General features: G+C 71.8%; 20 protein-coding genes. 8 read left to right on the forward strand and 12 right to left on the reverse strand.

Annotated elements, in window-relative coordinates; all coding sequences use genetic code 11:
• Positions 1–61: 61 nt before the first annotated feature.
• A complete protein-coding gene (locus ACWC9R_RS32780; RefSeq protein ID WP_450737025.1) occupies positions 62–628 on the reverse strand; it encodes a PadR family transcriptional regulator in 567 nt (188 codons plus the stop codon).
• A gap of 74 nt (positions 629–702) precedes the next feature.
• Positions 703–2718, reverse strand: a complete 2016-nt coding sequence (locus ACWC9R_RS32785) for an oxidoreductase (protein ID WP_450737027.1) — start codon at positions 2716–2718, stop codon at positions 703–705.
• Positions 2719–3088: 370 nt separating this feature from the next.
• Here ACWC9R_RS32785 and ACWC9R_RS32790 point away from each other — a divergent pair, with 370 nt between their 5' ends.
• Together ACWC9R_RS32790 and ACWC9R_RS32795 are read left to right on the forward strand one after the other, a co-directional pair.
• Positions 3089–3958, forward strand: coding sequence for a HalD/BesD family halogenase (locus ACWC9R_RS32790; protein ID WP_450737028.1), 870 nt, complete (start codon positions 3089–3091; stop codon positions 3956–3958).
• A 159-nt stretch (positions 3959–4117) separates the two neighbouring features.
• Entirely contained in the window at positions 4118–5932 is a 1815-nt protein-coding gene (locus ACWC9R_RS32795; protein ID WP_450737030.1) for a choline/carnitine O-acyltransferase, read from the forward strand.
• Positions 5933–5967: 35 nt separating this feature from the next.
• Here ACWC9R_RS32795 and ACWC9R_RS32800 read toward each other — a convergent pair whose 3' ends face one another.
• On the reverse strand, positions 5968–6837 hold the full coding sequence (locus ACWC9R_RS32800) for an Fpg/Nei family DNA glycosylase (protein WP_450737032.1): 870 nt from the start codon (positions 6835–6837) through the stop codon (positions 5968–5970).
• A 685-nt stretch (positions 6838–7522) separates the two neighbouring features.
• On the opposite strand from ACWC9R_RS32800, the gene ACWC9R_RS32805 reads away from it, so the two are divergent.
• Both ACWC9R_RS32805 and ACWC9R_RS32810 read left to right on the forward strand, forming a co-directional pair.
• Positions 7523–8356, forward strand: coding sequence for a hypothetical protein (locus ACWC9R_RS32805; protein WP_450737034.1), 834 nt, complete (start codon positions 7523–7525; stop codon positions 8354–8356).
• A 424-nt stretch (positions 8357–8780) separates the two neighbouring features.
• Complete coding sequence (locus ACWC9R_RS32810) at positions 8781–9368, forward strand: hypothetical protein (protein WP_450737036.1); 588 nt, start codon at positions 8781–8783, stop codon at positions 9366–9368.
• Positions 9369–9582: 214 nt separating this feature from the next.
• Here ACWC9R_RS32810 and glnA read toward each other — a convergent pair whose 3' ends face one another.
• Positions 9583–10992, reverse strand: coding sequence for a type I glutamate--ammonia ligase (gene glnA / locus ACWC9R_RS32815; protein ID WP_450737038.1), 1410 nt, complete (start codon positions 10990–10992; stop codon positions 9583–9585).
• A 361-nt stretch (positions 10993–11353) separates the two neighbouring features.
• On the opposite strand from glnA, the gene ACWC9R_RS32820 reads away from it, so the two are divergent.
• A complete protein-coding gene (locus ACWC9R_RS32820) occupies positions 11354–11821 on the forward strand; it encodes an RDD family protein (RefSeq protein WP_450737040.1) in 468 nt (155 codons plus the stop codon).
• A 375-nt stretch (positions 11822–12196) separates the two neighbouring features.
• Here ACWC9R_RS32820 and ACWC9R_RS32825 read toward each other — a convergent pair whose 3' ends face one another.
• From ACWC9R_RS32825 to lipB, 4 genes are all read right to left on the reverse strand, one after another.
• Complete coding sequence (locus ACWC9R_RS32825) at positions 12197–12916, reverse strand: DUF4191 domain-containing protein (protein ID WP_362611675.1); 720 nt, start codon at positions 12914–12916, stop codon at positions 12197–12199.
• 10 nt (positions 12917–12926) lie between these two features.
• Complete coding sequence (locus tag ACWC9R_RS32830) at positions 12927–13157, reverse strand: SCO2195 family GlnR-regulated protein (RefSeq protein WP_450737042.1); 231 nt, start codon at positions 13155–13157, stop codon at positions 12927–12929.
• Between the two features lie 212 nt (positions 13158–13369).
• Positions 13370–14320, reverse strand: coding sequence for a lipoyl synthase (gene lipA / locus ACWC9R_RS32835; protein ID WP_450737043.1), 951 nt, complete (start codon positions 14318–14320; stop codon positions 13370–13372).
• Between the two features lie 141 nt (positions 14321–14461).
• A complete protein-coding gene (gene lipB, locus ACWC9R_RS32840; protein WP_450737045.1) occupies positions 14462–15277 on the reverse strand; it encodes a lipoyl(octanoyl) transferase LipB in 816 nt (271 codons plus the stop codon).
• Between the two features lie 278 nt (positions 15278–15555).
• Between lipB and ACWC9R_RS32845 the strand changes: the two genes are divergently transcribed.
• Positions 15556–17013: a regulator gene (locus tag ACWC9R_RS32845; protein WP_362611663.1), complete on the forward strand. Its 1458-nt coding sequence runs from the start codon at positions 15556–15558 to the stop codon at positions 17011–17013.
• 33 nt (positions 17014–17046) lie between these two features.
• On the opposite strand, the gene ACWC9R_RS32850 is transcribed toward ACWC9R_RS32845, so the two are convergent.
• The 3 genes from ACWC9R_RS32850 to ACWC9R_RS32860 all read right to left on the reverse strand — a co-directional run bounded on the left by ACWC9R_RS32850 (position 17047) and on the right by ACWC9R_RS32860 (position 20102).
• A complete protein-coding gene (locus ACWC9R_RS32850; protein WP_450737047.1) occupies positions 17047–18453 on the reverse strand; it encodes an FAD-dependent oxidoreductase in 1407 nt (468 codons plus the stop codon).
• A 137-nt stretch (positions 18454–18590) separates the two neighbouring features.
• Entirely contained in the window at positions 18591–19508 is a 918-nt protein-coding gene (locus ACWC9R_RS32855) for a TIGR01777 family oxidoreductase (protein ID WP_450737049.1), read from the reverse strand.
• A 75-nt stretch (positions 19509–19583) separates the two neighbouring features.
• On the reverse strand, positions 19584–20102 hold the full coding sequence (locus ACWC9R_RS32860; RefSeq protein ID WP_450737051.1) for a DUF4240 domain-containing protein: 519 nt from the start codon (positions 20100–20102) through the stop codon (positions 19584–19586).
• Positions 20103–20343: 241 nt separating this feature from the next.
• On the opposite strand from ACWC9R_RS32860, the gene ACWC9R_RS32865 reads away from it, so the two are divergent.
• Complete coding sequence (locus tag ACWC9R_RS32865) at positions 20344–22254, forward strand: hypothetical protein (protein ID WP_450737052.1); 1911 nt, start codon at positions 20344–20346, stop codon at positions 22252–22254.
• Positions 22255–22438: 184 nt separating this feature from the next.
• Positions 22439–23359 carry an SDR family oxidoreductase gene (locus tag ACWC9R_RS32870; protein ID WP_450737054.1) on the forward strand — a complete coding sequence of 307 codons (921 nt, stop codon included), beginning with the start codon at positions 22439–22441 and terminating at the stop codon, positions 23357–23359.
• 129 nt (positions 23360–23488) lie between these two features.
• Here ACWC9R_RS32870 and ACWC9R_RS32875 read toward each other — a convergent pair whose 3' ends face one another.
• The gene (locus ACWC9R_RS32875) at positions 23489–24496 is read right to left on the reverse strand and encodes a helix-turn-helix transcriptional regulator (protein ID WP_450737055.1); all 1008 of its coding nucleotides are present in this window, start codon (positions 24494–24496) and stop codon (positions 23489–23491) included.
• Between the last annotated feature and the right edge of the window lie 474 nt (positions 24497–24970).

The following is a 24970-nucleotide window of genomic DNA, read 5'->3' on the forward strand; positions in this document are numbered from 1 at the left end:
CGCCGTGCGCGTAGACCGGATACCCCCCCCCCCCCCCCCCCGCCGTGCGCGCCGGCGCGGCTCACCCGCCCGCGCCGTCCCCCGGTGCCGTCGCGGCGTCCAGGTCCGTCACCTCCGCCAGCGCCTCCGCCAGCCACTCCACCCAGAAGGTCTCCAGACCGATTCCGGCCCGCAGCACCAGCCGCCGCAGCCGGTCCTCCGGATCGGCCGCCGCCCCGAAGTCGCGGTCCTCGATCTCCTGGTACTCCGCCAACTGCCGCCGGTGCAGCGTCAGATGACGCCGCAGTTCCGCGTCGAGCCCGGCCCGCCCCACCACCGCCGACGCCCGCAGCCGCAGCAGCAGCGCGTCCCGGATGGGCTTGGAGTCCTGTTCGCCGGAGGCCCAGCGGGTCAGCTCGGCACGGCCCGCGGGCAGCACCTCGAACTCCTTCTTCTGCCCCCGGGACGGCTGCTCACTGGGCAGCGCCCGGATGAAACCGGCCTGCTCCAGCTTGCCCAGCTCCCGGTAGATCTGCTGATGGCTGGCCGACCAGAAGTAGCCGATCGACCGGTCGAACCGACGGGTCAGCGCCAGCCCCGACGACGGCTTCTCTAGCAGGGCGGTCAGGATCGCGTGCGGGAGTGACATGGGGGAATCCTAGGCCGCGGCGGCCGGCGCACGGCGGGCCCGCACCGCCCGCCGCGCCCCCGGTCAGCCCCGGCTCACAGGCTCGCGGCCAGCTCCGTTCCCTGCTGGATGGCGCGCTTGGCGTCCAGCTCGGCGGCGACGTCCGCGCCGCCGATGAGGTGCACGGCGCGGCCCCCGGCCCGCAGCTCCTCGTACAGGTCCCGGCGCGGCTCCTGCCCGGTGCACAGCACGACGGTGTCCACGGGGAGGGTGGTGGCCGTGCCGTCGACCGTGAGGTGCAGGCCCGCGTCGTCGATCCGCTCGTACGACGCCCCGGCGACCGTGGTCACGCCCCGGTGCCGCAGCTCCGCCCGGTGAATCCAGCCGGTGGTCTTGCCGAGCCCGGCGCCGACCTTCGACGTCTTGCGCTGGAGCAGATGCACCTGCCGCGGGGCCTTGGGGCGCTCCGGCGCGCGCAGCCCGCCCCGGTCGGCGTACCCGGTGTCGACGCCCCAGGCGCGGAAGTAGGCCTCCGGGTCCTGGCTCGCCGCGTCGCCGGCGTCGGTGAGGAACTCGGCGACGTCGAAGCCGATGCCGCCCGCCCCGAGGATCGCCACCCGCTCGCCGACCGGCGCCCCGTCCCGCAGCACATCGAGGTAGCTGACCACGCTCGGGTGGTCGATGCCCTCGATCTCCGGGGTGCGCGGGGTGACCCCGGTGGCGACCACGACCTCGTCGTAGCCGCCCAGGTCGGCGGCCGTGACCTGGGTGTTCAGCCGTACGTCCACGCCCCGGCTGTCGAGCTGGTGCCGGAAGTAGCGGAGGGTCTCGTCGAACTCCTCCTTGCCCGGTATCCGCTTGGCGATGTTCAGCTGCCCGCCGACCTCGGCCGCGGCGTCGAACAGGGTGACCTCATGGCCGCGCTCGGCCGCCGACACGGCACAGGCGAGCCCGGCCGGACCGGCCCCGACCACCGCGAGCCGCTTGCGCCGCCGGGTGGGGGAGAGCACCAGCTCGGTCTCGTGGCAGGCCCGCGGATTGACCAGGCAGGACGTGATCTTGCCGCTGAAGGTGTGGTCGAGGCAGGCCTGGTTGCACCCGATGCAGGTGTTGATCGCCTCGGCCCGGCCGTCCCGCGCCTTGGCGACGAAGTCCGGGTCGGCGAGGAAGGGCCGGGCCAGCGACACCATGTCGGCGCGCCCCTCGGCGAGCAGTTCCTCGGCGACCTCGGGGGTGTTGATGCGGTTGCTGGTCACCAGCGGGATGTTCACCGAGCCCATCAGCCGCTTCGTCACCCACGTGTAGGCGCCGCGCGGCACCGAGGTCACGATGGTGGGGATGCGGGCCTCGTGCCAGCCGATGCCGGTGTTGATGATCGTGGCCCCCGCCGCCTCGATCTCCTTGGCGAGGGTGACCACCTCCTCCAGGGTGGAGCCGCCCGGGACGAGGTCCAGCATGGAGAGCCGGTAGATCAGGATGAAGTCGGTGCCGACGCGTTCCCGGGTGCGGCGGACGATCTCCAGCGGGAAGCGCATCCGGTTCTCGTACGAGCCGCCCCACCGGTCCGTGCGCTGGTTGGTCGCGCCCACGATGAACTCGTTGATCAGGTAGCCCTCGGAGCCCATGATCTCGACACCGTCGTACCCGGCGGACTTCGCCAGCTCCGCCGCCCGCACATAGTCCTCGATGGTCCGCTCGACCTCGTCGTCGGTGAGCGCGTTCGGCACGAAGGGGCTGATCGGCGCCTGGAGGGCACTCGGTGCGACCAGGTCGGGGTGGTACGCGTACCGCCCGAAGTGCAGGATCTGCATCGCGATCCGCCCGCCCGCCGCGTGCACCGCGTCGGTCACCGTCCGGTGCTGCGCCGCCTCCTCCTCGGTGGTCAGCTTGGCCCCGCCGTCGTAGGGCCGGCCCGCCTCGTTCGGGGAGATGCCGCCGGTCACCATCAGGCCGACGCCGCCGCGCGCGCGGGCGGCGTAGAAGGCGGCCATCCGCGCGAAGCCGTTCTCGGCCTCCTCCAGCCCGATGTGCATCGACCCCATCAGCACCCGGTTGGGCAGGGTGGTGAACCCGAGGTCGAGCGGGCTCATCAGGTGGGGGTACTGGCTCATGGGGGGCCTCCTGGCGCGGGTGTCGTCGCAGTAGTTGTAGACCAGCCGGAGAGACTTGTGCAACAAGTTGCATAAGGACGTGACGCAGAAGACTCCGCCCACCCGCCCGGCGCCCGGTTCCCCAGTACACGGTGCGCCGATGCCCGGTCGCACAGTGCGACGTGTCACAGACAACCCGGCGGCGCTGTGGGAGCTTCAACTCTGCCGCTCCTCAGTGGAGTTGCCGAAGAGGAGTGGCCGGAGGGCCGGGGTGCGGACCCGGCGGCACGCGGACCCACGGACGGCCCCGGAGGGGGCGTCCGCGGCGGGCCCGCGCGGCCGCGGGCGCTCTCCGGCTCACGACGGTCTGCCCGCATGTGGAGAGGATCGAATGAGCACTGCGCAAGCCCTCACGCTCGACCAGGTGGTCGACACCGCTCGGTACCCCCTGCCGGACCTCGACAGCGCCGGGGGGCAGGCCGTGATCGCCCGCGCCCGGCACGACCTCGGGACGCTCGGCTGCACCGTGCTGCCGGACTTCGTCCGTCCGGCGCTCCGCGAGGCGCTGGAGGAGGAGTGCGCCGCCCTCGCCCCCCAGGCGCACTACGACGTCGAGACGGTCAACGTCTACAACATCGCGGTGGACTCGGACCTGCCCCCCGACCACCCCGGCCGGCGGACCTTCCGGCGCGGCAACGCCTTCGTCCCCCGCGACCGCGTGCCCGCCGGGTCCCTCATCAGCCGGCTCTACTCCGCCCCCGTGTTCCAGGACTTCCTCGCCCGCTGCTTCGGACTCCCGCGGCTGCACGAGCTGGCCGACCCGCTCTCCGGGCTGGTGCTCAACGTCGTCGCACCGGGCATGGAGCACCCCTGGCACTTCGACACCAACGAGTTCACCGTCAGCATGCTCACCCGGCAGGCCCAGGACGGCGGCGTCTTCGAGTACTGCCCCCACATCCGGTCCGCGGACGACGAGCACTTCGACGACGTCCGGGACGTCCTCGACGGCCGCGGCGAGCGGCTTGTCCGACGCCTCCCGCTGCACCCCGGCGACCTCCAGCTGTTCCGGGGCCGCTACTCGCTCCACCGGGTGAGCCCGGTACGCGGCGAGACCGCCCGCCACTCCGCGATCTTCGCCTACAGCGAGCGCCCCGGCGTCATCGGGAGCGTGGCCCGCACCCGGCAGCTCTTCGGCCGGGTCCTGCCCGCACACACCGCGGCCGAGGGCCGGGCCGTCCGCGGCGACCGGCTGCTGGACTAGCGGACGGCACGGACACCCCCGCCGCGACCGCGCCCCGCTCCGCACTCCCCAAAGAGCGGACACGGTGGGTGACGGCGCGACCATGGACGAGTGACAGCACAGGTCCCCACGAGCCGAATCGAGAGAGCAGAATTGAATAACCGTCAGGAAAGGGCCGTCATGTCGACCTTCGCCCAGGAGGACAGCCTCCCGCGGGTGCCGCTGCCCACGCTCGAAGAGAGCTGCGAGCGGTTCCTCGCCTGGTGCGCGCCGCTGCTCACCGCCGAGGAGCGGGCGGCCACCGAGGCGGAGGTGACCGCCTTCCTCCGCCCCGGCGGCCCCGGCCGGGCGCTGCACGCGGCGCTGGAGGAGTACGACGCCACCGAGGGCGTCCACAGCTGGCTCGACACCTTCTGGCCCTACCGCTACCTGGGCCGCCGGGACCGGATCGCGCTCAACGCCAACTTCTTCTTCCTGTTCCAGGACCCCGCCCCCGGGCAGCCGCAGTCGCAGGTCGAGCGGGCGGCCGGGCTCATCGCCGGCGCCGTCGGCCACAAGCGGCAGCTGGACCAGGAACTGCTCCCGCCTGCGGTGCAGCGCGGCGTTCCCCAGTCCATGGTGCAGAACAAGTACCTCTTCTCCGCCACCCGGATTCCCGGGGCGGAGCAGGACACCGTCCGCAGCCCCTACAGCGACGCCTGGCCGGGCCCGTCCGAGGCCCGGCACATCGTGGTCTTCCACCGCGGCAACATGTTCCGGATGGACGTGCTGGGCCCGGACGGTGTCCCACACGGCCTGGACGACCTCGAAGCCGGACTGCGCGCCGTACAGAAGGCCGGCGCCGAACCGGCCCCGCCCGGCACCCCGGTCGGCCACCTCACCACCATGGCCCGTGCGCAGTGGGCCGCCGCCCGGGAGACCCTGCGCGCCCGCCACCCCGGCAACGCGCAGGCCCTGGACGACATCGAGACCGCGCTGTTCTGCGTCTGCCTGGAGGACGCCGCCCCCGCGGACACCCAGGAGGCCTGCGACCGGCTGCTGTACGGCGACGAGGGCAACCGCTGGTTCGACAAGGCGGTGTCCCTGATCGTGTTCGCCGACGGCCGGGCGGGCATCAACGTGGAGCACTGCGAACTGGACGGCACCACCATCCTCGCCTTCACCGACGCCCTGCTCGGCACCCCGGCCGAGGAACACTCCCGCCGCTCCGGAGCCCGCTCCCAGGGCCTCCCGTCCGTGGAGCCCCTCCGCTTCGAGCTGGACGACGCCCTCCGTTCCCAGGTGCGCTCCGCCGCCGACGCCTTCGCCGAGTACGGGGCGGCCACCGCCACCCGCACCGTCGCCTTCGACGACTTCGGCAGCACCACCGCCAAGGCGCTGGGCGTCTCCCCGGACGCCTTCGTGCAGCTCGCCTACCAGCTGGCCCATCAGCGCGCCAAGGGCCGCCTCGGCGCCACCTACGAGTCCATCGCCACCCGCCAGTGGCGGCACGGCCGGACCGAGGCGATGCGGGTCGTCACCCCGGAGATCCAGGCCTTCGTCGCCGCCATGGAGGACCCGGCGGCCTCCGCGGACGCCCGCCGGGACGCGTTCCGGGCCGCCGCCGGGAAGCATGTGGCGCGCGCCAAGGAGTGCCAGGCCGGCCAGGCGCCCGAGCAGCACCTGTGGGAGCTGGAGCTGATCCAGCGGCGGCGCGGCGCGGAACTCGGCGTCACCGAACAGCCCGCCCTCTACCGCACCCCGGGCTGGCTGACCATGCGGGACGACTACCTGAGCACCAGCTCCGCCCCGTCCGCGCACATCCAGTACTTCGGCTTCGGCTCCACCAGCAGCCGCTGCATCGGCGTCGCCTACGTCCTGCTGCCCGACCGCTTCCACCTCTACCTGAGCACGCCCAGGACGGTGGCCGGCCCGATGCGGGACTTCGCCAACCGGCTCCGCGAGGCGGTGACCGAGCTGCACGCGCTGCTGTCGTCCGGCGGGTCCGTGGACTGACCGCCCACTGGACCGGCGGCCGTCCCGCTGCGCTGCTACTTCAGCAGCCGGGACAGCCGCCGGTCCGCGAGGGGCTTGCCCCCGGTCTGGCAGGCGGGGCAGTACTGGAGTGCCGAATCGCTGAACGACACCTCACGGATCGTGTCCCCGCAGACCGGGCAGGGCTCCCCCTTCCGCCCGTGCACCCGCAGCCCGCTCTTCTTCTCCGCCTTGAGATCCTTCAGGGCCAGCCCACGGGACCGCTCGACCGCCTCCGTGAGGGTGCTCCCGACCGCCGCGTACAGCCGGTCCACCTCCTCCTCCGAGAGCGTCGCGGCCAGCTTGAACGGCGACATCCGGGCCGCGTGCAGAATCTCGTCCGAGTAGGCGTTCCCGATCCCCGCCAGCACGCTCTGGTCCCGGAGCACCCCCTTGATCTGCCGGCGCTCCCCGGCCAGCAGCTCCCGGAACGCCGCCGGACCGAAGCCCGCCGCCAGCGGATCGGGCCCGAGCCGCGCCACCCCCGGCACCTCCTGCACCTCACGTACGACATACACCGCAAGGTGCTTCTGACTACCCGCCTCGGTCACATCAAACCCCGCCCCGTCGTCCGCCCCGCCGAGCCGCACCCGCAGCGCCAACGGCCCCTTCCCCGGCCGCGGCGCCACCCCCGGCAACTGCTCCCGCCACCGCACCCACCCCGCCCGCCCGAGGTGCATGACCAGGTGCAGCCCCCCGACCCGCAGATCAAGAAACTTCCCATACCGGCCCACCCCCTCACACACACCCCCTTCCAGCGCGCTGACCGGCGGTTCGTAGGTCTTGAGCGCATGCACGGCAACGGGGTACACGCGGCCGACGGTCCGACCGGTCAGGTGGTCGGCGAGGAACCGGGCCAGGGACTCGACTTCGGGCAATTCAGGCATATTGCCAGTTTGCCTTGGGTGGGGTGTGAGTGCGTGTGGAGGGGGCTGGGGGATCGGGGGTGGTTTGTTGGTTCCGGTGGAGGGGGCGAGGCTCCGGCGTACCGACGGCCTATCGACGTCAACAGCCGCTCGTAGGAAGCATGTTGGAGTGGCACATTGATCGGTCTGACTGCCGGAACCGGCCACCGCACTGCGCGTCGTGGTCCTCTGGACCTCACCACCGGCAAGATCTCCTCGACCACCAGGGCCGGACATCGGAGTGGGCACGCGTGGGGTATCGGGCGTCCCTCGACGGCACGCTCTATGTCACCGAAACGAAGCTGCGAGCGACCTGTCGTCAGACCTCTCGAAGCTGCGCGATCGGCCCGCCCCAGGGCTCGGCCCGTTCCCCACGCAAGAGCTTCGCCTGGGCCCTCGCCCCCACGCCGGCATGTCCCGCTGGAGCTGCGAATTCAGTCGCACCATCCCTCCTGGGCCACCCTCGTAGACCTGTCGACAACGACCAGGTCTACGCACCCACGAAAAGGGCCTGACGGCGATCGGGCAACAATGAGAGGTTGCCCCCACCCCCGCAGGGCGAAGACAACCGCTCCTCAGGCCTCAGCTGGTGACCGGCGAGATCGGGCTCTGCTCTGGAAACGAACATTCAACCTCTCTACTCAGTCGGCGATCGTAGGAGAAGACGATGAATCCGTCGTCGCCGCGCGGACGCCTGCGCGACGCTCTGTTGTCTGTTGGCGAAAGGGGTGACGTAAACGAGGCCGTCCTCAGTGCGGTAGTCACCGCCGCGCTGCGCGAACTGGCTTCGGAAGTGCTGGGCGAGCGATCGCGTGTCGAACTGGTCACCGTCGGCTCTGAGGGCGACCCCTGGGGACGAAGCCTCGGTCTTCGGCTTGCGGGCTATGACGTAGGGCTGCCGGACGTGCTCTTGCGTGCAGACCAGAGCGACCTTCCGTCTCAGGTGCAGGAGAGTTTCCCGACTCTGAGGCAGGAGGAGTGGGAGGCCGTACTGCTGGTCTCCAAGCTCGTTCTCATGGTGCTTCAATCGGAGTTCGAACCTGTGAACCACGTTGCCAGCCACCATCCGCAGGTCATCCCGAGGCTGCCCCGGTCAGTCGCGAGAGAGCAATTCTGCCAGGCGCTGGCTGCCATTTCGGAACGTGCTGACCTGCATCAGGACGAACTCACTGCGCGATTGCGTACCGCTCTCCTGAACTTCGCGTCGGAGACATCGGACAACAAGGAAGCCGCTCAGCACATCGCAGTACTGCACACCGGCGAACCGCAGCAAGGGCCACGTTTGTGCCTCAGCCGCTCGGGTTTGGCCTTCGCGAAAGTAGTGCTGAGTGCTGGTGGCTGTCCTGTTCCCAGCTGCGTACGGGAGGAATTCCCGGACCTTACCCAGGAAGAGTGGAATGCCGTCATACACGTCACCGGACTGACGCTCATGGCGTTCGAGGCCGCCGAGCCCTCGACGTGGGATAGCGTCCGTGTCGCATCGACGGTCCAGGTAAATTGACGGGGTCGTGGCCTTCCCGATCAAGCACCGCTTTTAAGTTTGATCTTCCTTCGGCATGTCTGGGACCTGCCTCGCGCGTCGGTTCCACATGTGGCTGATGACTGTCGCCGCCGTTGGTGATCGTTGATGTCGGCAGAACAATTTCCGGTATCGGCCAAGCTTCCCAGCGCTTGTCTGGCCGTTCGCCCCACCCCACCAGACATGTCGACTGGTGCAGCTCCGTAGTGTCCGGCAGATGAGCCATCGCCATCACGTTCGGAGTGGACAAAGCGGTCGCTTGACGTGAGTCTGAGCTGGCGAGCGGATGCCGGTCGGTGGACAGGCGCCCGTTCCCCACACCACGAAGCCCCGTTCCGTAGTCGACTGTTGCCTCACTTCTGACTATTCCGTCTCGTCGGCCCGGTTTTCGTGCCACAGTGCACCCATGCGTGCATTCATCAAGGGCATCGGTAGCCTCGCAGTCCTTGCCGCATTGCTGTTCGGTGTGGTGGAGGTCGTAGCATTTCTGGCGAGGTACGTGGGGCATCAAGTCTTTCACGGCGTAAACCCCACAGTTGCCGCCGCAGCGGTAACCGCAATGGCAACGGTTTTGGTAACCGTTGCCACGTTGGTCATCGGGCGCTACGTGGAGCGCCGGAAAGCTGTTGAAGCGGAGATCCGGGGCAGCAAGATACCCGTTTACACCAGGCTCGTAAGCGGTCTGATGAGGACCGTCATGAATCCCGAGTCATCGAGTGAAGATGACGTGGCGCAGTTCCTGCGAGAAATAACGCCAGATCTCATTACGTGGGCTTCGGACGACGTCCTGCTTGCCTGGTCAAAATTCAAGCGAGAAGCGCAAGTTCTCGTATCTGAGGATACGGTATTCAGCTTCGAGCAGCTCTTGTCTGCAATTCGCCGAGACTTTGGGCACAGCGGTAGACAAGTGAAAGAGGGGGACCTCCTGGCTCTCTTCATCAATGATATCGACGAACAGCTGGCCAGGCGACGCGCTCAGAGGGGCGCCGTGTGAGCACCCCCGGGTGATAGGTGGCCAGGTTCGGGGGCTACGCCGCTTCTCTGGCACAGGCGGCTGATTGCTGTGCGCGCGTCGCGGGAGCTCGGCCCGCGGCCTAAGTGACACCGACGAAAAGGCCGTCGGCCGTGTCCTTCCAAGAGGGGAAGGACACGGCCGACGGCCCAGAAACGGCCCAGGTGAGCGGAAACCACTCTTACCTGCGGCGTTCTTAGAGGTCGAAGTAAAGCTCGAACTCGTGCGGGTGCGGCCGGAGCTGGATCGGGGCGATTTCGTTGGTGCGCTTGTAGTCGATCCAGGTTTCGATCAGGTCGGAGGTGAAGACGCCGCCCTGCTGGAGGTACTCGTTGTCGGCCTCGAGGGCGTCGAGGACGGCCGGGAGGGAGGTCGGGACCTGGGGGACGCCCGCGTGCTCCTCGGGGGCGAGCTCGTAGAGGTCCTTGTCGATCGGCTCGGCCGGCTCGATCTTGTTCTTGACGCCGTCCAGGCCCGCGAGGAGGAGGGCGGAGAAGGCGAGGTACGGGTTCGAGGACGGGTCCGGGGCGCGGAACTCGACGCGCTTGGCCTTGGGGTTCGAGCCCGTGATCGGGATACGCATGGCCGCGGAGCGGTTGCGCTGCGAGTAGACCAGGTTGACCGGGGCCTCGAAGCCGGGGACCAGGCGGTGGTAGGAGTTCACCGTCGGGTTGGTGAAGGCCAGCAGCGACGGGGCGTGCTTGAGGATGCCGCCGATGTAGTAGCGGGCGGTGTCCGAGAGGCCCGCGTAGCCCTGCTCGTCGTAGAAGAGCGGCGAGCCGCCCTGCCACAGGGACTGGTGGACGTGCATGCCGGAGCCGTTGTCACCGAAGATCGGCTTGGGCATGAAGGTCGCGGTCTTGCCGTTGCGCCAGGCGACGTTCTTCACGATGTACTTGAAGAGCATCAGGTCGTCGGCGGCGGCGAGCAGCGTGTTGAACTTGTAGTTGATCTCCGCCTGGCCGGCCGTGCCGACCTCGTGGTGCTGGCGCTCGACCTGCAGGCCGGCCTTGTCCAGCTCCAGGGAGATCTCGGCGCGCAGGTCGGCGAAGTGGTCGACCGGCGGGGCCGGGAAGTAGCCGCCCTTGTACCGGACCTTGTAGCCGCGGTTGTTCTCCTCCGAGCCGGTGTTCCAGGCGCCGGCCTCGGAGTCGATGTGGTAGAAGGACTGGTTCGCGCCGGTCTCGAAGCGCACGCTGTCGAAGACGTAGAACTCGGCCTCGGGACCGAAGAACGCGGTGTCCGCGATGCCGGTGGAGGCGAGGTAGGCCTCGGCCTTCTTGGCGATGTTGCGCGGGTCACGGCTGTACTGCTCGCCCGTGATCGGGTCGTGGATGAAGAAGTTGATGTTGACGGTCTTGTCGCGGCGGAACGGGTCCACACGGGCCGTCGACAGGTCGGCGCGCAGCGCCATGTCGGACTCGTGGATGGCCTGGAAGCCGCGGATCGAGGAGCCGTCGAAGGCGAGTTCCTCGGCCGGGTCGAACGCCTTCGCCGGGATGGTGAAGTGCTGCATCACACCGGGCAGGTCGCAGAACCTGACGTCGACGAACTTCACGTCCTCGTCCGCGATGAACTTCTTGGCCTCGTCGGCGTTCTGGAACATCCAACTCCTCCTAGCCCGGTCACCGGTCGGCGGACGCGGGATTGCTACTCGGAACGCGACCCTCTGCGGTGGCGCGATGCCCGACCATAGGCAGGCGGGATTTCCCAAGCATGACCCATTTGTTTCGCCGAGGTTAACCGGCGGCGGCCGCCCTTACCTCCCAGTGTGCGCCAAAGAGGGGCGTTTGGGGCGCCCCCTGCCGCCGTACAGGGCGACGGCTCGCGGGAGCGCACCGCCCTCCCGGAACGTCCTTCGTGCCTGGTCCGCCAGCCGTGCGGCCGGCCCCGTGTGCGGCCCGCCTTCCCCGCTCCGACCCGGACCTCTGCGAAGGGAACGTATGCGGTCGCAGTACCGTGGTCGGGTGGACAACAGGCGAGCAATCGGATCGTGGATCTCCGGGCCCCGCGCGGCAGCCGAGGACATGGGTGTCGAGTTCGGATACCGCGGGCAGCAGCTCGGGCTGCCGGAGGAGGGGCCGGGCGCGATCGCCCGCCCCGGGCGGCGCTTCGCCGCGCTCTTCATCGACTGGGCGCTGTGCCTGCTCATCGCGTACGGCCTGCTCAGCGGCGGTAAGGCGACGGCGGCGAGCAACTGGGCGCTGCTGGTCTTCGCGGTGCTCAGCGTGCTGACGGTCGGCACGGTCGGCTTCACGCCGGGCAAGCGGCTGCTGGGCCTGCGGGTGATCTCCGAGGACGGTGGCCGGATCTCGCTCCCGCGGGTCGTGCTGCGCACGGTGCTGCTCGTGGTGGTCATTCCGGCCGTGGTGTGGGACCGGGACGGGCGGGGGCTCCACGACCGCGTCTCGCACGCCGTACAGGTCCGGCTGTAGGAACTTCCTCTGCGCCACGGTTCGGGCCCGGTGTGGCCAGGCACGCCTGTGAGCGGGCCACCTGTGACCGGCCCGCCCGTGGCTGGCAGGGGGGCTTGGTGAAGGCCGGCTCGCAACAGCCTGCCGCTGACGACGCCGTGCCCGTCAGCCAACCGCCCATCGAGCTGCCCGCCAGCCCCCCGCCCGCCGAGCCGTAAGCCCACGACGGTAAGGCCACGAAGCGGGCGGGGCCCCATCCGCCCCCCGGCGACGACCCGCGCATCGGATACAAGCCGCGCCCCAGCCCCCACCCATACAAAACGCCCCGGAGCCAAAGCCCCAGGGCGTCTCGCGTGGTCGGTCAGGTCCCGGTCCGGCGGCCGCCGGACCGAGCGGTCAGCGCGTCTTGCCGCCGCCCTTGGGCATCCGCATGCCCTTCGGCATCGGGCCCTTAGGGACGGGCATGTTGCTCATCAGGTCGCCGAGCGCCTTGAGCCGGTCGTTGACGGCCGTCACCTGCGCGCCGGGGAGTACCCGCGGCAGCTTCAGCAGGGTCGTGCGGAGCTTCTTCAGCGGCACCTGGCCCTCGCCGTCGCCCACGATGATGTCGTGGACGGGGGCGTCGGCGACGGTGCGCGCCATCCGCTTCTTCTCGGCGGCCAGCAGGCCGCGGAGACGGTTCGGGTTGCCCTCGCCGACCAGCACGATGCCGGCCTTGCCGACGGCGCGGTGGACCACGTCCTGGCTGCGGTTCATGGCCACCGCGGGGGTGACCGTCCAGCCGCGGCCGACGTTCTCCAGCACGGCCGCCGCCGCACCGGGCTGGCCCTCCATCTGCCCGAAGGCAGCTCGCTCGGCGCGTCGTCCGAAGACGATCGCCATCGCGAGGAAGGCCAGGACGAAGCCCAGGATTCCCGCGTAGATGGGATGGCCGATCGCGAAGCCGATGGCAAGGAGAACGCCGAATACGACGATGCCTACCCCAGCGACGACAAGACCGACCTTGGAGTCGACCCGACGGGTCATCTTGTAGGTCAGGGCGATCTGCTTCAGCCGCCCGGAGTTCTCAGCGCCGGCAGCGCCGACAGCGCCCTCAGCGTTTACCTTCCTCGCCATACAGCGCAGTCTACGTGGCGTGCGGGCGCCGGGTCGCCGCGGCCTCCAGTACGTACTCGGCCTCGTGGCGGTCCTTGGCGCGGCGGCGGTCCTCCAGGACCGACGTCCAGGCGTTACGGCGGGCGGTGCGCTGTCCGCCACGCATCAGGACGGCCTCGACGGCACGCAGCGCGCCGGTGACCGAGGGACGCGGGAGAGCGGGGGCGGTGGCGGGGGTGGCGCGGAGCGGCGCGGCCTGCATGGTGGGTGACTCCCTCTGATCTGTTCGGAGAAGCAGGGGTAGGTGCGGGAGCGGTGCGTGCATCCATCGTCACGGACAGGTGTTACCAACGGATGACCTGCCGGTCAAACACCGATGAAACGTTGACGCGGCCCCCACGCCCCCCGTCCTGGGGGAGTGCGGGCCGCGTCCTCAGCATGTGCCACGTTTCACAAGAAGGCGCGCCGAGAGCGTCAAACCGCCCGACTGGCCGCCTCGGCCGCGCGCCGCTCCATGGCCTGCTGGTAGAGGCGGCCGGCGCGGTAGGAGGAGCGGACCAGCGGGCCGGACATGACACCCGCGTAGCCGATCTCGTCGGCCTCTTCCTTCAGCTCCACGAACTCGGCGGGCTTGACCCAGCGGTCGACGGGGTGGTGGCGCGGCGACGGGCGCAGGTACTGGGTGATCGTGATCAGTTCGCAGCCCGCGTCGTAGAGGTCCTGGAGCGCCTGGCTGATCTCCTCGCGGGTCTCGCCCATGCCCAGGATGAGGTTGGACTTGGTGACCAGACCGGCCTCGCGGGACTTGGTGATGACCTCCAGCGAGCGCTCGTAGCGGAAGCCGGGGCGAATCCGCTTGAAGATCCGCGGGACCGTCTCGACGTTGTGGGCCAGCACCTCCGGGCGGGAGGAGAAGACCTCGGCGAGCTGCTCGGGGACCGCGTTGAAGTCGGGGATCAGCAGCTCGACGCCGGTGTCGGGCATCGAGGCGTGGATCTGCCGGACGGTCTCGGCGTAGAGCCAGGCGCCGCCGTCCTCCAGGTCGTCGCGCGCGACGCCGGTGATCGTGGCGTACTTCAGGCCCATGGTCTGCACGGACTCGGCGACCCGGCGGGGCTCGTCGCGGTCCAGGGGCTGCGGCTTGCCGGTGTCGATGAGACAGAAGTCGCAGCGGCGGGTGCACTGCTCGCCGCCGATGAGGAAGGTGGCCTCGCGGTCCTCCCAGCATTCGAAGATGTTGGGACAGCCCGCCTCCTGGCAGACCGTGTGCAGACCCTCGCTCTTGACCAGGCCCTGGAGGTGGTTGTACTCGGGACCCATTTTCGCCCGGGTCTTGATCCACTCGGGCTTGCGCTCGATGGGGGTCTGGCTGTTCCGGACCTCCAGGCGCAACATCTTGCGTCCGTCGGGTGCGACTGCGGACACGTCCGGCTCCCTACGACTTCGTTTCTTCGGCGTACACCAGGGTACGCCCGTTGATTCGCACGTCTTTACGCGCGGTGCAACCCCGTATGGCGGGGCCGCATTCCCGGCGGCCCATCGGGTGCGTCACCGGAGCCACCCCGCTCAGACCGCTCGGGGGAGCAGTTCGGCGCCCTCCAGGACGTCCCGCAGGTGCTTCTCGGCCACCGGCAGCACCTCGGCGATGGTGATCCCGCGGCCGAGCTCGTTGGCCAGCGAGGCGACACCGGCGTCCCGGATGCCGCACGGCACGATCTTGTCGAACGAGGTGTTGTCCGGATTCACGTTGAGCGCGAAGCCGTGCATCGTGACGCCCTTGGCGACGCGGATGCCGATCGCGGCGAGCTTGCGGTCCTCACGGCGCTGGCCGGCGTTGGACGGCGCGTACTCCGGGCCGCTCAGCCGCAGGTCGAACAGCTCGTCCGTGACCCGCGGGTCGAAGTCGAGGTTCAGCCCGCCCAGGGCCGCCCGCTCCTCCACCGGGTCGCCCAGCACCCACACACCACTGCGGCCCTCGACCCGGGTGCCCGTCACACCGAACTCGGCGCAGACCCGGATCAGCGCCTCCTCGAGACGGCGGACATGGGCCACGACGTCAACCGGGCGCGGCAACTTCTGGATCGGGTAGCCGACCAGCTGGCCGGGCCCGTGCCAGGTGATCTTCCCGCCGCGGTCCACGTCCACGACCGGGGTCCCGTCCAGCGGGCGCTCGTCGTCGGACGTACGCCGCCCCGCGGTGTAGACGGCCTGGTGTTCCAGCAGCAGACAGGTGTCGGGGACCTCGTCGGCGAACCGGGCCGCGTGCACCCGGCGCTGCTCCTGCCAGGCGGATTCGTACTCCACGGCCTCGGCGCCGAAGCCCAGATGCACAAAGTGCAGCCCCTCGGGTGCGGGGGTCTCCCCCCGAGAGATCGCAGTCACGGCAGCTCCTCTTCGAACCTTCGTTGCACTGTGCTGCAACGTTGATGCCACTTCGCGCCCCAGCCACTGTACGGCCGCCGCCGCCCGTTCCCGCAGGCGGCCGGTGTCCCGGACGCTCCCTCCCTGCTCACACGATCGGATGAACGCGGGGCGCAGGCCGGGATCGGGCCGCCGAAGGCCGTTACATTCACGCCGTTCCACAAGGGCGAGGAGCATGCCGGAGCAGGGTCCGCCGGACCCGGCAGTGCGGCCCGGAAGGCAGGAGACCGGTAAAGCTGATGACGGAACGACCCCCGCACCACACGCCCAACCGCCAGCTCGCCGCACTCATCGCCGAGGCCGGCTTCTCCAACGCAGGGCTGGCCAGACGCGTCGACCAGCTCGGCATCGAGCACGGCCTCGATCTGCGCTACGACAAGACCTCGGTGACCCGCTGGCTGCGCGGCCAGCAGCCCAGAGGCACCACCCCGGCGCTGATCGCGGAGGTGTTCACCCGCAGGCTGGGGCGCCGGCTGTCCGCCCAGGACCTCGGCCTGGACGCCTGCGCGCCGGTGTACGCCGGGCTGGAGTTCGCCGCGACCCCCAGCGAGGCGGTGGACATCGTCAGCGGTCTGTGGCGCAAGGACTCCGGCAGTCATGCCGAGCTCCGCAAGATCGCCTTCACCCCGGCCGGGCTCGTGGTGCCCAGCCGGGACTGGCTGATCGGCCGCGCCGACGAACGCGTCGCCCGCGGCGAGACCGTCCCCGAAGGCGGCGTGGGCCGGGTGCCCGCCCAGAACCGGGCCACGGTCCCGCGGCAGCGCCGCAACGACCAGGTCGACCGGACCCAGGGCTCCCGGGTCACCTCCGGCGACATCGCGGCGCTGCGCTCGGTCGGCGAGCTGTTCCGGGCACTGGACCACGCCTACGGCGGCGGCCACGCCCGACAGGCCCTGGTGCGCTATCTGGAGCACGAGGCCGAGCCGATGCTGCGCGGCACCTACGGGGAGGCCATCGGCCGCCGGCTGTTCGCCGCGGCCGCCGACCTCACCCGGCTGGCGGGCTGGACCTCGTACGACATCGCGGCCCACGGCCTCGCACAGCGGTACTTCGTGCAGGCCCTGCGGCTGGCCCAGGCCGCCGGCGACCGGGCGTACGGGTCCTACGTCCTGGTGACCATGAGCCGGCAGGCCGTCTATCTGGGGCACGGCAGGGAGGCCGTCCAGCTGGCGCGCGTCGCCCAGCAGGGCATCGGCAGCAGCGCGCCGCCCACGGTGCAGGCGCTGCTGCACTCCGCCGAGGCGCGCGGCCACGGCGTCCTGGGCGAGGTCCGGGCCTGTACGGCGGCGCTGGCCCGCGCCGAGCGGGCGCTGGAGACCGCCCGCCCCGGTGACGACACCCCGTACTGGGCGCGCTTCTTCGACGAGGCGCAGCTCGCCGATGAGCTGGCGCACTGCCACCGCGACCTCCAGCAGTACCGCGCGGCCTCCCAGCACGCCGAACGCTCCCTCCAGCTGCGCGCGGCCGGGTTCGCCCGCAGCCGGCTCTTCTGCCGGGTGGTGCTGGCGACCGCGCGGCTCGGCCTGGGCGAGCTGGAGCAGGCCTGCACGCTGGGCGCCGAGGCGGCGCTCCAGGCCTCCGAGATGCGGTCCGTACGGGCCCATGAGTACATCAGGGAGTTCGAGCGCCGCCTGGAGCCGTACCGGGACGCGGCGGCGGTCCGCGGCTACCGGGAACGGGTGGCGGCGCTGGGCTGACCGGGCCCGGCCGTCGCGGTCACGCCCACGGGGTCAGGCCGCCGTGGGCAGGGAGTCCGGTTCCGTCGTGAGGCCGGGCAGGCCGAAGTCCTGGAGGACGGCGCGGGCCGCGCGCCGTCCCGAGTTCAGGGCGCCCTGGAGCGTGCTGGTGTCGCGGTGGTCCCCGCACACATAGAGACCGGCGAGCACCCGCACCGGGCGCTCCGGGTCGTACGGGGCGGGCATCGCGGGGACCGCGTACGGGGTGTGATGGGCGGTCAGCAGCTGCCGGTCCTCGGTGTGCGCGCCGTAGATCCGGTCGAGCTGGGGCCGGACCGCCCGGTCGAGCACGGACACCGGCAGCGCCGCCGCGGCGCCGAGCACGGCCGTGGTGATCAGGGTCCGGCCCGGCGGCGTACGGGACGGGTCGACCGCACCGGCGACGTAGGTGTACGCGACCGGGCCGTCGGTCGGCAGGATCAGCGTGGTGTCGCGCACGGCCGTGCCGCGGCCCCCGGGCGCCACCGCCGCGGTGTGGTGCAGCACGGACACCGGGTGGAAGGCGGGCACCCGCAGGCCCGGCAGCAGCTCGGCCGCCTCCCGTGCGCCGGTCGCCACCAGCACCGCCCGGCAGGGCACCGGGCCGTGCTCCGCGGTGCTGACGCCGGTCGTGGAGACGGCGGTGACCCGCACGGATGTGTGGACCGTGCCGGGGGGCAGCGCGGCGGCGAGCAGTTCGGGGACGGCCCCGGCGCCGCCGGCCGGCAGCCACAGCCGGCCCTCCGCGTAGGCGCGCAGGGCGGCCGCGGCACCCCGGCTGGAGCCGCGCAGCTGCGGATCGCACAGCAGCGCGCCCAGCAGGGGCCGCAGGACCGCGTCATGGGTGCGCGGCGGAAAGACGGGGCGGCCCGCCAGGGCGTCGCGGACCGGACGGTCGGCGGGCGGGGCGTGGGGGGCGGAGGACGGGGGAGTGACGGCGGTGACGCCCGAGCGGTCCGTATGGCGGTCCGTGTCCGGCGCGGCGGTCCGCCGGTCGGTGGGACGGCCCGTCTGACGTCCTGCCTGGCGGGCCGTCTGACGGTCCGTCCGGCGTTCGGTGCGGCGGTCGGCGCGGGAGAGCGCGCGTGCAGCGGACAGTGCGGCCTTCATGCTGCGCGGGGCGCTGAGGCGCTGCGTCCGCTGACCGTTGTGGAGCGCCAGACCGGGCGCGAACGGACGCGGTGTCAGCTCGCCGAGCCCCGGTGTACGGCGCAGTTCGGCGGCGGAGACGGCCAGCGGCCGCGCGCAGCGGTCCAGCAGGAAGCCGTCGAGAGGGTCGGTGACGGACCGGCCGCCGATCCGTGGCGCGGCCTCCAGGACGGTGACCGACAACCCTGCGCCGGTCAGATGGCGGGCGGCGGCGAGACCGGCCGGGCCGGCTCCCACGATGACGACGTCCACGGCCGATACGGTGCGCAGCACTTGCCCCTCCCGGGGTCGGTCCCAAATGGCGGCACCGAGTGTCATGCCCGGTACAGCTGCGAGAGATGCCGCGTCGTGGGTGTGAGGTGAGGAGACGGCCGGGAGGGGCGGCCCGTGCGGCAGAGGTGTCCGGGGGCCTAGGCGGCGGCCCGGACCGCTTCCATGATGTGTGGGTGGCGGAAAGTGAACCCGGAGTCCAGCAGCCGCCGGGGGATGACCCGCTGGCTGCCCAGCACGTCACCGGCGAACTCGCCGAGGGCGACCCGCAGTACCGGCGCCGGGACGGAGCACAGCGTGGGGCGGTTCAGCACCTTGCCCATCACGGCGGTGACTTCGCGGTTGGTGACCGGCTCCGGGGCCGTGAGGTTGACCGGTCCGGACAGGTCCTCGGTGTCGAGGAGGTGGCGGAGCGCGGCGATGTGGTCGTCCAGGGAGATGAAGCTCCAGTACTGGCTGCCGTCGCCGAGCCGCCCGCCCAGGCCGAGCCGGAAGACCGGGAAGAGCCGTCCCCACGCGCCGCCCGAGCGCGCCACCACCAGGCCGGTGCGGGCGAAGACGGTACGGATGCCCGCGTCCCGGGCCGGCTGCGCGGCGTCCTCCCAGGCCGTACAGACCTCCGGCAGGAACCCGGTACCGGCCGGCGCGCTCTCGTCCGTACGCCGGTCCCCGGTGTCGCCGTAGTAGCCGATCGCGCTGCCCGAGACGAGGACCCGCGGCGGGGTGTCCATGGAGGCGAGGGCGGCGGCGAGGGTCCGGGTGCCCAGCACCCGGCTGTCGCGGATCTCCTGCTTGTAGGCCGCCGTCCAGCGGTGGTCGCCGACCCCGGCGCCGGCCAGGTGGACCACCGCCTCGCAGCCGGCCAGCCCGGCCGTGTCGACGTCCTGCCGCCTGGGGTCCCAGCGCACTTCGTCGGCGGCCGAGGGCGCCCGCCGTACGAGCCGGACGACGTCATGGCCTCCCCCTGGGTCTCCGGCCCGGGAGGTGCCCCCAGCGCGCAGAGACCGTACGAGCGCCGTGCCGAGGAGTCCGGTCGAGCCGGTGATCGCGATCCGCATGGGGCCATACTGCCCGCAGTGGCGGGCCGGTGGCCGCAGCAGGGCCCGGACGCCGCGCCCCGGTCCGGGAACGCCCTACGGCTTGAAGCGGTCCCACAGGGAGGGGAAGCGCTCGGCCATGACCCGTTCGTCGTCGAAGTCGAGGTAGCCGCCGAGCGGTTCACGGGGCGGCGCGGGCAGGTCCAGGTCCGGCATCACCCCGCCGGTCAGCTGCTCGTACGCCTCGTCGGCCGCGTAGCCCAGCTCCTCGGCGTCGCCGTCCACCGCCTCGTCGAAGTCCTCCACCAGCTCGGCGAGCTGGTCGGGGTCGTGCAGCGCGCCCTCGAAGACCTCCCGGCCCTGGGCGATCAGCCAGCAGCGGAAGTAGTCGAAGGCGTCGTCGCTGGCGCCGCCCAGCATCAGGGAGGCGGCCGCCCACAGGTCCCAGGAGTACGCCCGGTTGTAGCGGGCCTCGAAGTGGCGGGCGAAGTCCACGACGGCGTCCGGATCGAGCCCGAGCAGCCGCTCGACCAGTCCGTCGGCCTGCTCCTCGGGGTCGCCCTCGGCGGCCTCGCGGGAGCCGTCGATCAGCTCCCAGAACTCCGTCTCGTCCATCACCGCTCCAGCATCTGCCCTGCCGGCGCCCGTCGCATGCGGAGTCCCCCGGATGCGACGGTGCGTTATCCGGAATGGTGACGGACTGTCCGGAAAGGTGACGGGATGTTCGGATTCGCCGCTCGCACAGCCCGGTCGGTGATCCGCCGTGTGACCGTCCCAAGAATCACTCGTTGGAAGGCGTGCAACGGCAAACGACCGTTATCCCCCATTTCGCGAAGGGCTGTTCCAGGCCATGCCCATGGACGAACGCACCCGGGCCGACGTCGAACGGGCCGAGGCGGCCATCGTCGAGCACTATCCACGGCTCGTCCGCCTCACCTACCTCGTCCTGCCCCCGTCGCTGGGCCGCCACCGCCGGGTCCTGACCGCACACGGACTGGTCCAGCGCGCGCTGCCCCGGACCCGGCTGCGCCGCCCCGACGGCGGGCTGCCGGCGCAGCGCGGCCCGGCCCCCGAGTCCGGCTACGACCTGGTCCGGCAGCGGGCCCTGCGGCTGGCGCTGGCGTATGAGGGCCAGCCGGGGCGCGGGTTGCCGGTCCTGCCCCTGGTCTGGGGGCTGCGGCTCTTCCCCCGGGCCGGCGGCGCCGATGAACTCGCCCTGGACCAGGCGCTGTCCGCCGTCCCGGCCGCGGTACGGGCCGCCCTCGGGCTGGGGCACCTGGAAGGGCTCGACGAGGACGCCGCGCGCACCGTGCTGGCGCGGGCCGGGGCCGAGGACCCGGACGCGGCGCAGCGGGCGGCCGCGCAGCTGGACCGGGAGACCGGGGCCGGGGCGGCGGCCCTGCTGAGCTCCGGGGAGTTCGACCCGTGCATGGTGCAGACCCGGCCGACGGACCTGCTGCGCCGCCGGCAGCGGGTGCGGGCGGCGTCGGCGGTGGCGGCCGTGCTCGCGCTCGGCGCTGCGGTGGCCGGGGCCTGGCCCGCAGCGCCCGACCCGGCAGGACGCGTCCAGACCGCCGCCCAGCAGGCGCTCGACCCGGACCGGCTGCTGCGCACCCCCAACGAGCAGTGGGCGGACACCTCCCGGGTCGACTTCACCGCCTGGCCCACCCGTGGCCGGCAGGCCGGCGACCGGAAGCTGCTGGCGCGGGCGCTGCGGGTCTGGGCGGCGCCGCCCCCCGACACCCGGATCACGGCGGCCGCCGGCACCTCCACCCGGCCGCCCGGCCATCCGCCGCAGCTGCTGTACGCAGGCCTGATCGACAACGTCATGGTCGTGGTCCTGCACGACGGGGAGCGCCTGGTCCGCTACGCCGAGCCCGAAGACGCCACGCCCACCCTGCACTTCGCCCGGGTCGACAACGCGGATCTGCCCGGCGCCGCCGCGCTGGTGATCGGGCGCGGCAACGGCTGGATGCGCTATCTGCTCGCGCCGTGGATCTCCGAGATCACCACCCGCGACCTGCTGACTCCGGACACCCCGCCGCACGGCCTGCATGTCGCCCCCGACGGCGTCACCGACCGCATCCCGCTCCCGCCCCCGGCCGGCGCCGGCTGCGGGCACTGGCCGGTGGCCCGGCTCCGGACCTCGACCCGGATCGTGACGGCCGGCCCGAACACCCCCTTCCTCGTGGCCGACCTCGACGACCTCGTCCCCGCCCACCTCACCGCCGGGCCCCCGCCGTCCGGCGTACCGGCCGGGGCGCCCGGTGAGGCGACCGGTGTGCCCGCGCTGCGGAGCTGGGCCCGTACGGCCTGCTCGCTCGGGGCGCTGCGGGGCGCCGGCGTACGGTCCATCAACACCTGGGAGTTCGCCCGCCAGCAGCTCCCGGAGGACGGCGGCAGCGCGACCTGGGTGTGCACCCGCGCCGACACCTGGCGCGGGCCCGGCCGCGTCACCCTGGGCTTCCTGCCGCCCGCCGCACGCCCGGCCGACCCCGGACGGACCGCCGGACGGGCCGTGAACACCGCCGCCTGCAGCCGCTTCGGGCCCCATGTGGTGGGAGCCACCCACTGGCAGGCGAAGTCCGGGAAGTGGTACCTGCTCGCGGCCGGCAGCCAGGAGGTCGGCGGCCTCGACGCCACCGGCGGCGTCCGCGCCACCGCCGGGGAGGGCACCCTCGCCACGCCTGCCGGGCCGGACACCCCGGCCGAGGTCGTCGGGCGGCTGCGGAGCGGGGGGAGCGTACGGGCGCTGCGCCGCCCGTAGCCGGACTCACTCCGTGGCCGGACTGCCTCCGTGGCCGGATTCCGTGGCCCGGCCTCTGTGGCCCGTCTTCGTGGCCGCTGGACGGATGGCCCGCATCGCGTGCTGAATCCGGACAGGAGGTGTCGGGTATCGCTGTCAGGGTCGCCGTGCGAGACGAGGCACCTGACAGCGAGGAGTGGTGTACGTGACCGGACAGCAGGAACTGGCGGGACGGGTGGCGCTGGTGGCCGGGGCGACCCGGGGCGCCGGCCGGGCGATGGCGGTGGAACTGGGCCGGGCCGGCGCCCTGGTCTATGTGACGGGGCGGACCACCCGGGAGCGGACCAGCGAGGTCGGGCGGCCCACGGAGACGATCGAGCAGACCGCGGAACTGGTGTCCGCGGCGGGCGGCACCGGCATCGCCGTACCGACCGACCATCTCGACCCCGCGCAGGTCAAGGCGCTGACCGAGCGCATCGACCGGGAACAGGGACGGCTGGACGTACTGGTCAACAGCGTCTGGGGCGGTGACCGGCTGATCGAGTTCGAGACCAAGCTGTGGGACCTCGACCTGGAGAACGGCCTGCGGATGTTCCGCCTCGGCATCGACACCCACATCATCACCAGCCACTACGCGCTGCCGCTGCTGATCCGGCAGCCCGGCGGCCTGGTCGTCGAAGTCACCGACGGCACCGAGGCGTTCAACCGCCGCTACCGCGAGAGCCTCTGCTTCGACCTCACCAAGAACGCCCCGCACCGCATTGCCTTCGGCCTCGCCGCCGAGCTGAAGGAGTACGGCGGCACGGCGGTCTCCCTCACCCCCGGCTTCCTGCGGTCCGAGGAGATGCTGGACCACTTCCGGGTGACGGAGGAGACCTGGCGCGACGCGGTGGCCCAGGAGCCGCACTTCGCGATCGCCGAGTCACCGGCCCTGATCGCCCGCGGTCTGCGCGCGCTGGCCGCCGATCCGGACAAGGCCCGCTGGAGCGGGCAGTCGCTCTCCAGCGGCCAGCTGGCGAAGGAGTACGGCGTCACCGACACCGACGGCTCACGGCCGGATGCCTTCGGCTACTTCGAGGACGTGGTCTTCGGGGGGAAGGGGGGCGGCGCGGACGATTACCGGTAGGCGGGTGGGGCTGGGCCCTTAGGGCCCATGCCTGCTGCCTGCTGTGGGGCGCGGGGTCGTTTGTCGGCTGCGGCGTGCGGTCGCGTCGGTTGCGCAGTTCTCCGCGTCCCTATGGGGGTGCGACCCCGGTCATATGTACAGCGCGGCCGTTCGCCGGGCGGAGTCGGCGAAGCGTGTGCGGAGCCCGGAGGGTGCGAGTATCTCGCCCTCCGGGCCGAGCGCCAGCAGCTGGGCGTAGGCCACGTCGGCGGACTCCACGGCGAGGGTGACGGTCAGCCGGCCCTGCTCGTCCGGGCCGCCCGCGGCCTGCGCCCGTGCGATCGCCTCGCGGGCCGCGGCCCGTTCGGTGACGTACGGCAGCTGGCGGACGCCGCGGGCGGAGAGCCGCAGCACGACCTCCTCGCGCAGGATCGACCGGGCGAACTGCGCCGCCCGCTCCGCCCAGAACGCCGGGAGGTCGAACGACGCCTCGCGGCTGAACCGCCCTCCGCCGTCCCCGGAACCGGCGCCCCGGTCGCGCTCCGCGAGCTCCACCGCGGTGAACCGGTCGACCCGGTAGACGCGGTAGTCCCCCTCCGTACGCGCCGCCAGATACCAGACCCCCGCCTTCAGCACGAGGCCGTACGGCTCCAACTCCCGCTCCACCTCGGTCTCCTTGCGGAGGTAGCGGGCGGTGATCCGGCGGTCGTCCCAGACCGCGTCGGCTATCTCGGGCAGCAGGGCCGGGGTCTCGGGCTCCTGATACCAGGCGGGTGCGTCGAGGTGGAAGCGCTGGGCGACGCCCGTCGCGGCATCCCGCAGCTCGGGCAGCAGGGCGGCGGACACCTTCAGCCGGGCCGCGGAGGCGGCGTCGGCGAGCCCCATCTCGCGCAGGGCGGAGGGCACGCCGGACAGGAAGAGCGCCTCCGCCTCGCTGCGGCCGAGGCCGGTGAGGCGGGTGCGGTAGCCGCCTATGAGGCGGTAGCCGCCCGCGCGGCCGCGGTCCGCGTAGACGGGCACGCCCGCCTCGGAGAGCGAGAGGACGTCGCGGGCGACCGTGCGCTCGGACACCTCCAGCTCCTGCGCCAGCTCGGAGCCCGTCATCGACGGCCGCGTCTGGAGCAGCAGCACCATCTTGATCAGCCGTGCAGCGCGCATGTGTCCATCATGCCGGGGGGTACTGACAGTGGCTGGGGGCGCCGTTTCGTTCGGCTGCGGGTGGGTTGTGGCTGGGCGCGCAGTTCCCCGCGCCCCTTCGTGGCGCGGCCGGTCCGTCACTTGCTTCTGGGGCCGTGTGGCTTGGTGGGGGCTGGGGTTTTGCGGGTTGTGTGGTTGCCGCGGGGGTCGGAGGGGACGCACCGGTACCCGTCCTCGGCGCGGGCGACGCGGGTACGTGTAGTTGATTGCCCCGGCGTTCGCTCCAGTCCTGCGGGCGGGCACCGGTACATCCCCTCCAACCGTTCAGCGTTGCCGGCTGCCGGCCGGTGACACCGTCCGTCAAGACCCACCTCGGCCCGCGCCCAATGAGCGGGTGGCTCGGCTAGGCAGTTTCGTTTGGATCAGCTGGTCGTTGGTCTGGGTGTGCCGTTAACAGATGCGCAGTGGGCGCGGATCGAGCCGTTGCTTCCGGAC

Source organism: Streptomyces sp. NPDC001219, assembly GCF_053597915.1.

Excerpts from the sequence above, each read along its gene's own strand:
- ACWC9R_RS32780 (WP_450737025.1), bottom strand. The coding sequence starts at position 628 with ATGTCACTCCCGCACGCGATCCTGACCGCCCTGCTAGAGAAGCCGTCG.
- ACWC9R_RS32785 (WP_450737027.1), bottom strand. The coding sequence starts at position 2,718 with ATGAGCCAGTACCCCCACCTGATGAGCCCGCTCGACCTCGGGTTCACC.
- ACWC9R_RS32790 (WP_450737028.1), top strand. The coding sequence starts at position 3,089 with ATGAGCACTGCGCAAGCCCTCACGCTCGACCAGGTGGTCGACACCGCT.
- ACWC9R_RS32795 (WP_450737030.1), top strand. The coding sequence starts at position 4,118 with ATGTCGACCTTCGCCCAGGAGGACAGCCTCCCGCGGGTGCCGCTGCCC.
- ACWC9R_RS32800 (WP_450737032.1), bottom strand. The coding sequence starts at position 6,837 with ATGCCTGAATTGCCCGAAGTCGAGTCCCTGGCCCGGTTCCTCGCCGAC.
- ACWC9R_RS32805 (WP_450737034.1), top strand. The coding sequence starts at position 7,523 with ATGAATCCGTCGTCGCCGCGCGGACGCCTGCGCGACGCTCTGTTGTCT.
- ACWC9R_RS32810 (WP_450737036.1), top strand. The coding sequence starts at position 8,781 with ATGCGTGCATTCATCAAGGGCATCGGTAGCCTCGCAGTCCTTGCCGCA.
- glnA (WP_450737038.1), bottom strand. The coding sequence starts at position 10,992 with ATGTTCCAGAACGCCGACGAGGCCAAGAAGTTCATCGCGGACGAGGAC.
- ACWC9R_RS32825 (WP_362611675.1), bottom strand. The coding sequence starts at position 12,916 with ATGGCGAGGAAGGTAAACGCTGAGGGCGCTGTCGGCGCTGCCGGCGCT.
- ACWC9R_RS32830 (WP_450737042.1), bottom strand. The coding sequence starts at position 13,157 with ATGCAGGCCGCGCCGCTCCGCGCCACCCCCGCCACCGCCCCCGCTCTC.
- ACWC9R_RS32845 (WP_362611663.1), top strand. The coding sequence starts at position 15,556 with ATGACGGAACGACCCCCGCACCACACGCCCAACCGCCAGCTCGCCGCA.
- ACWC9R_RS32855 (WP_450737049.1), bottom strand. The coding sequence starts at position 19,508 with ATGCGGATCGCGATCACCGGCTCGACCGGACTCCTCGGCACGGCGCTC.
- ACWC9R_RS32860 (WP_450737051.1), bottom strand. The coding sequence starts at position 20,102 with ATGGACGAGACGGAGTTCTGGGAGCTGATCGACGGCTCCCGCGAGGCC.
- ACWC9R_RS32865 (WP_450737052.1), top strand. The coding sequence starts at position 20,344 with ATGGACGAACGCACCCGGGCCGACGTCGAACGGGCCGAGGCGGCCATC.
- ACWC9R_RS32875 (WP_450737055.1), bottom strand. The coding sequence starts at position 24,496 with ATGCGCGCTGCACGGCTGATCAAGATGGTGCTGCTGCTCCAGACGCGG.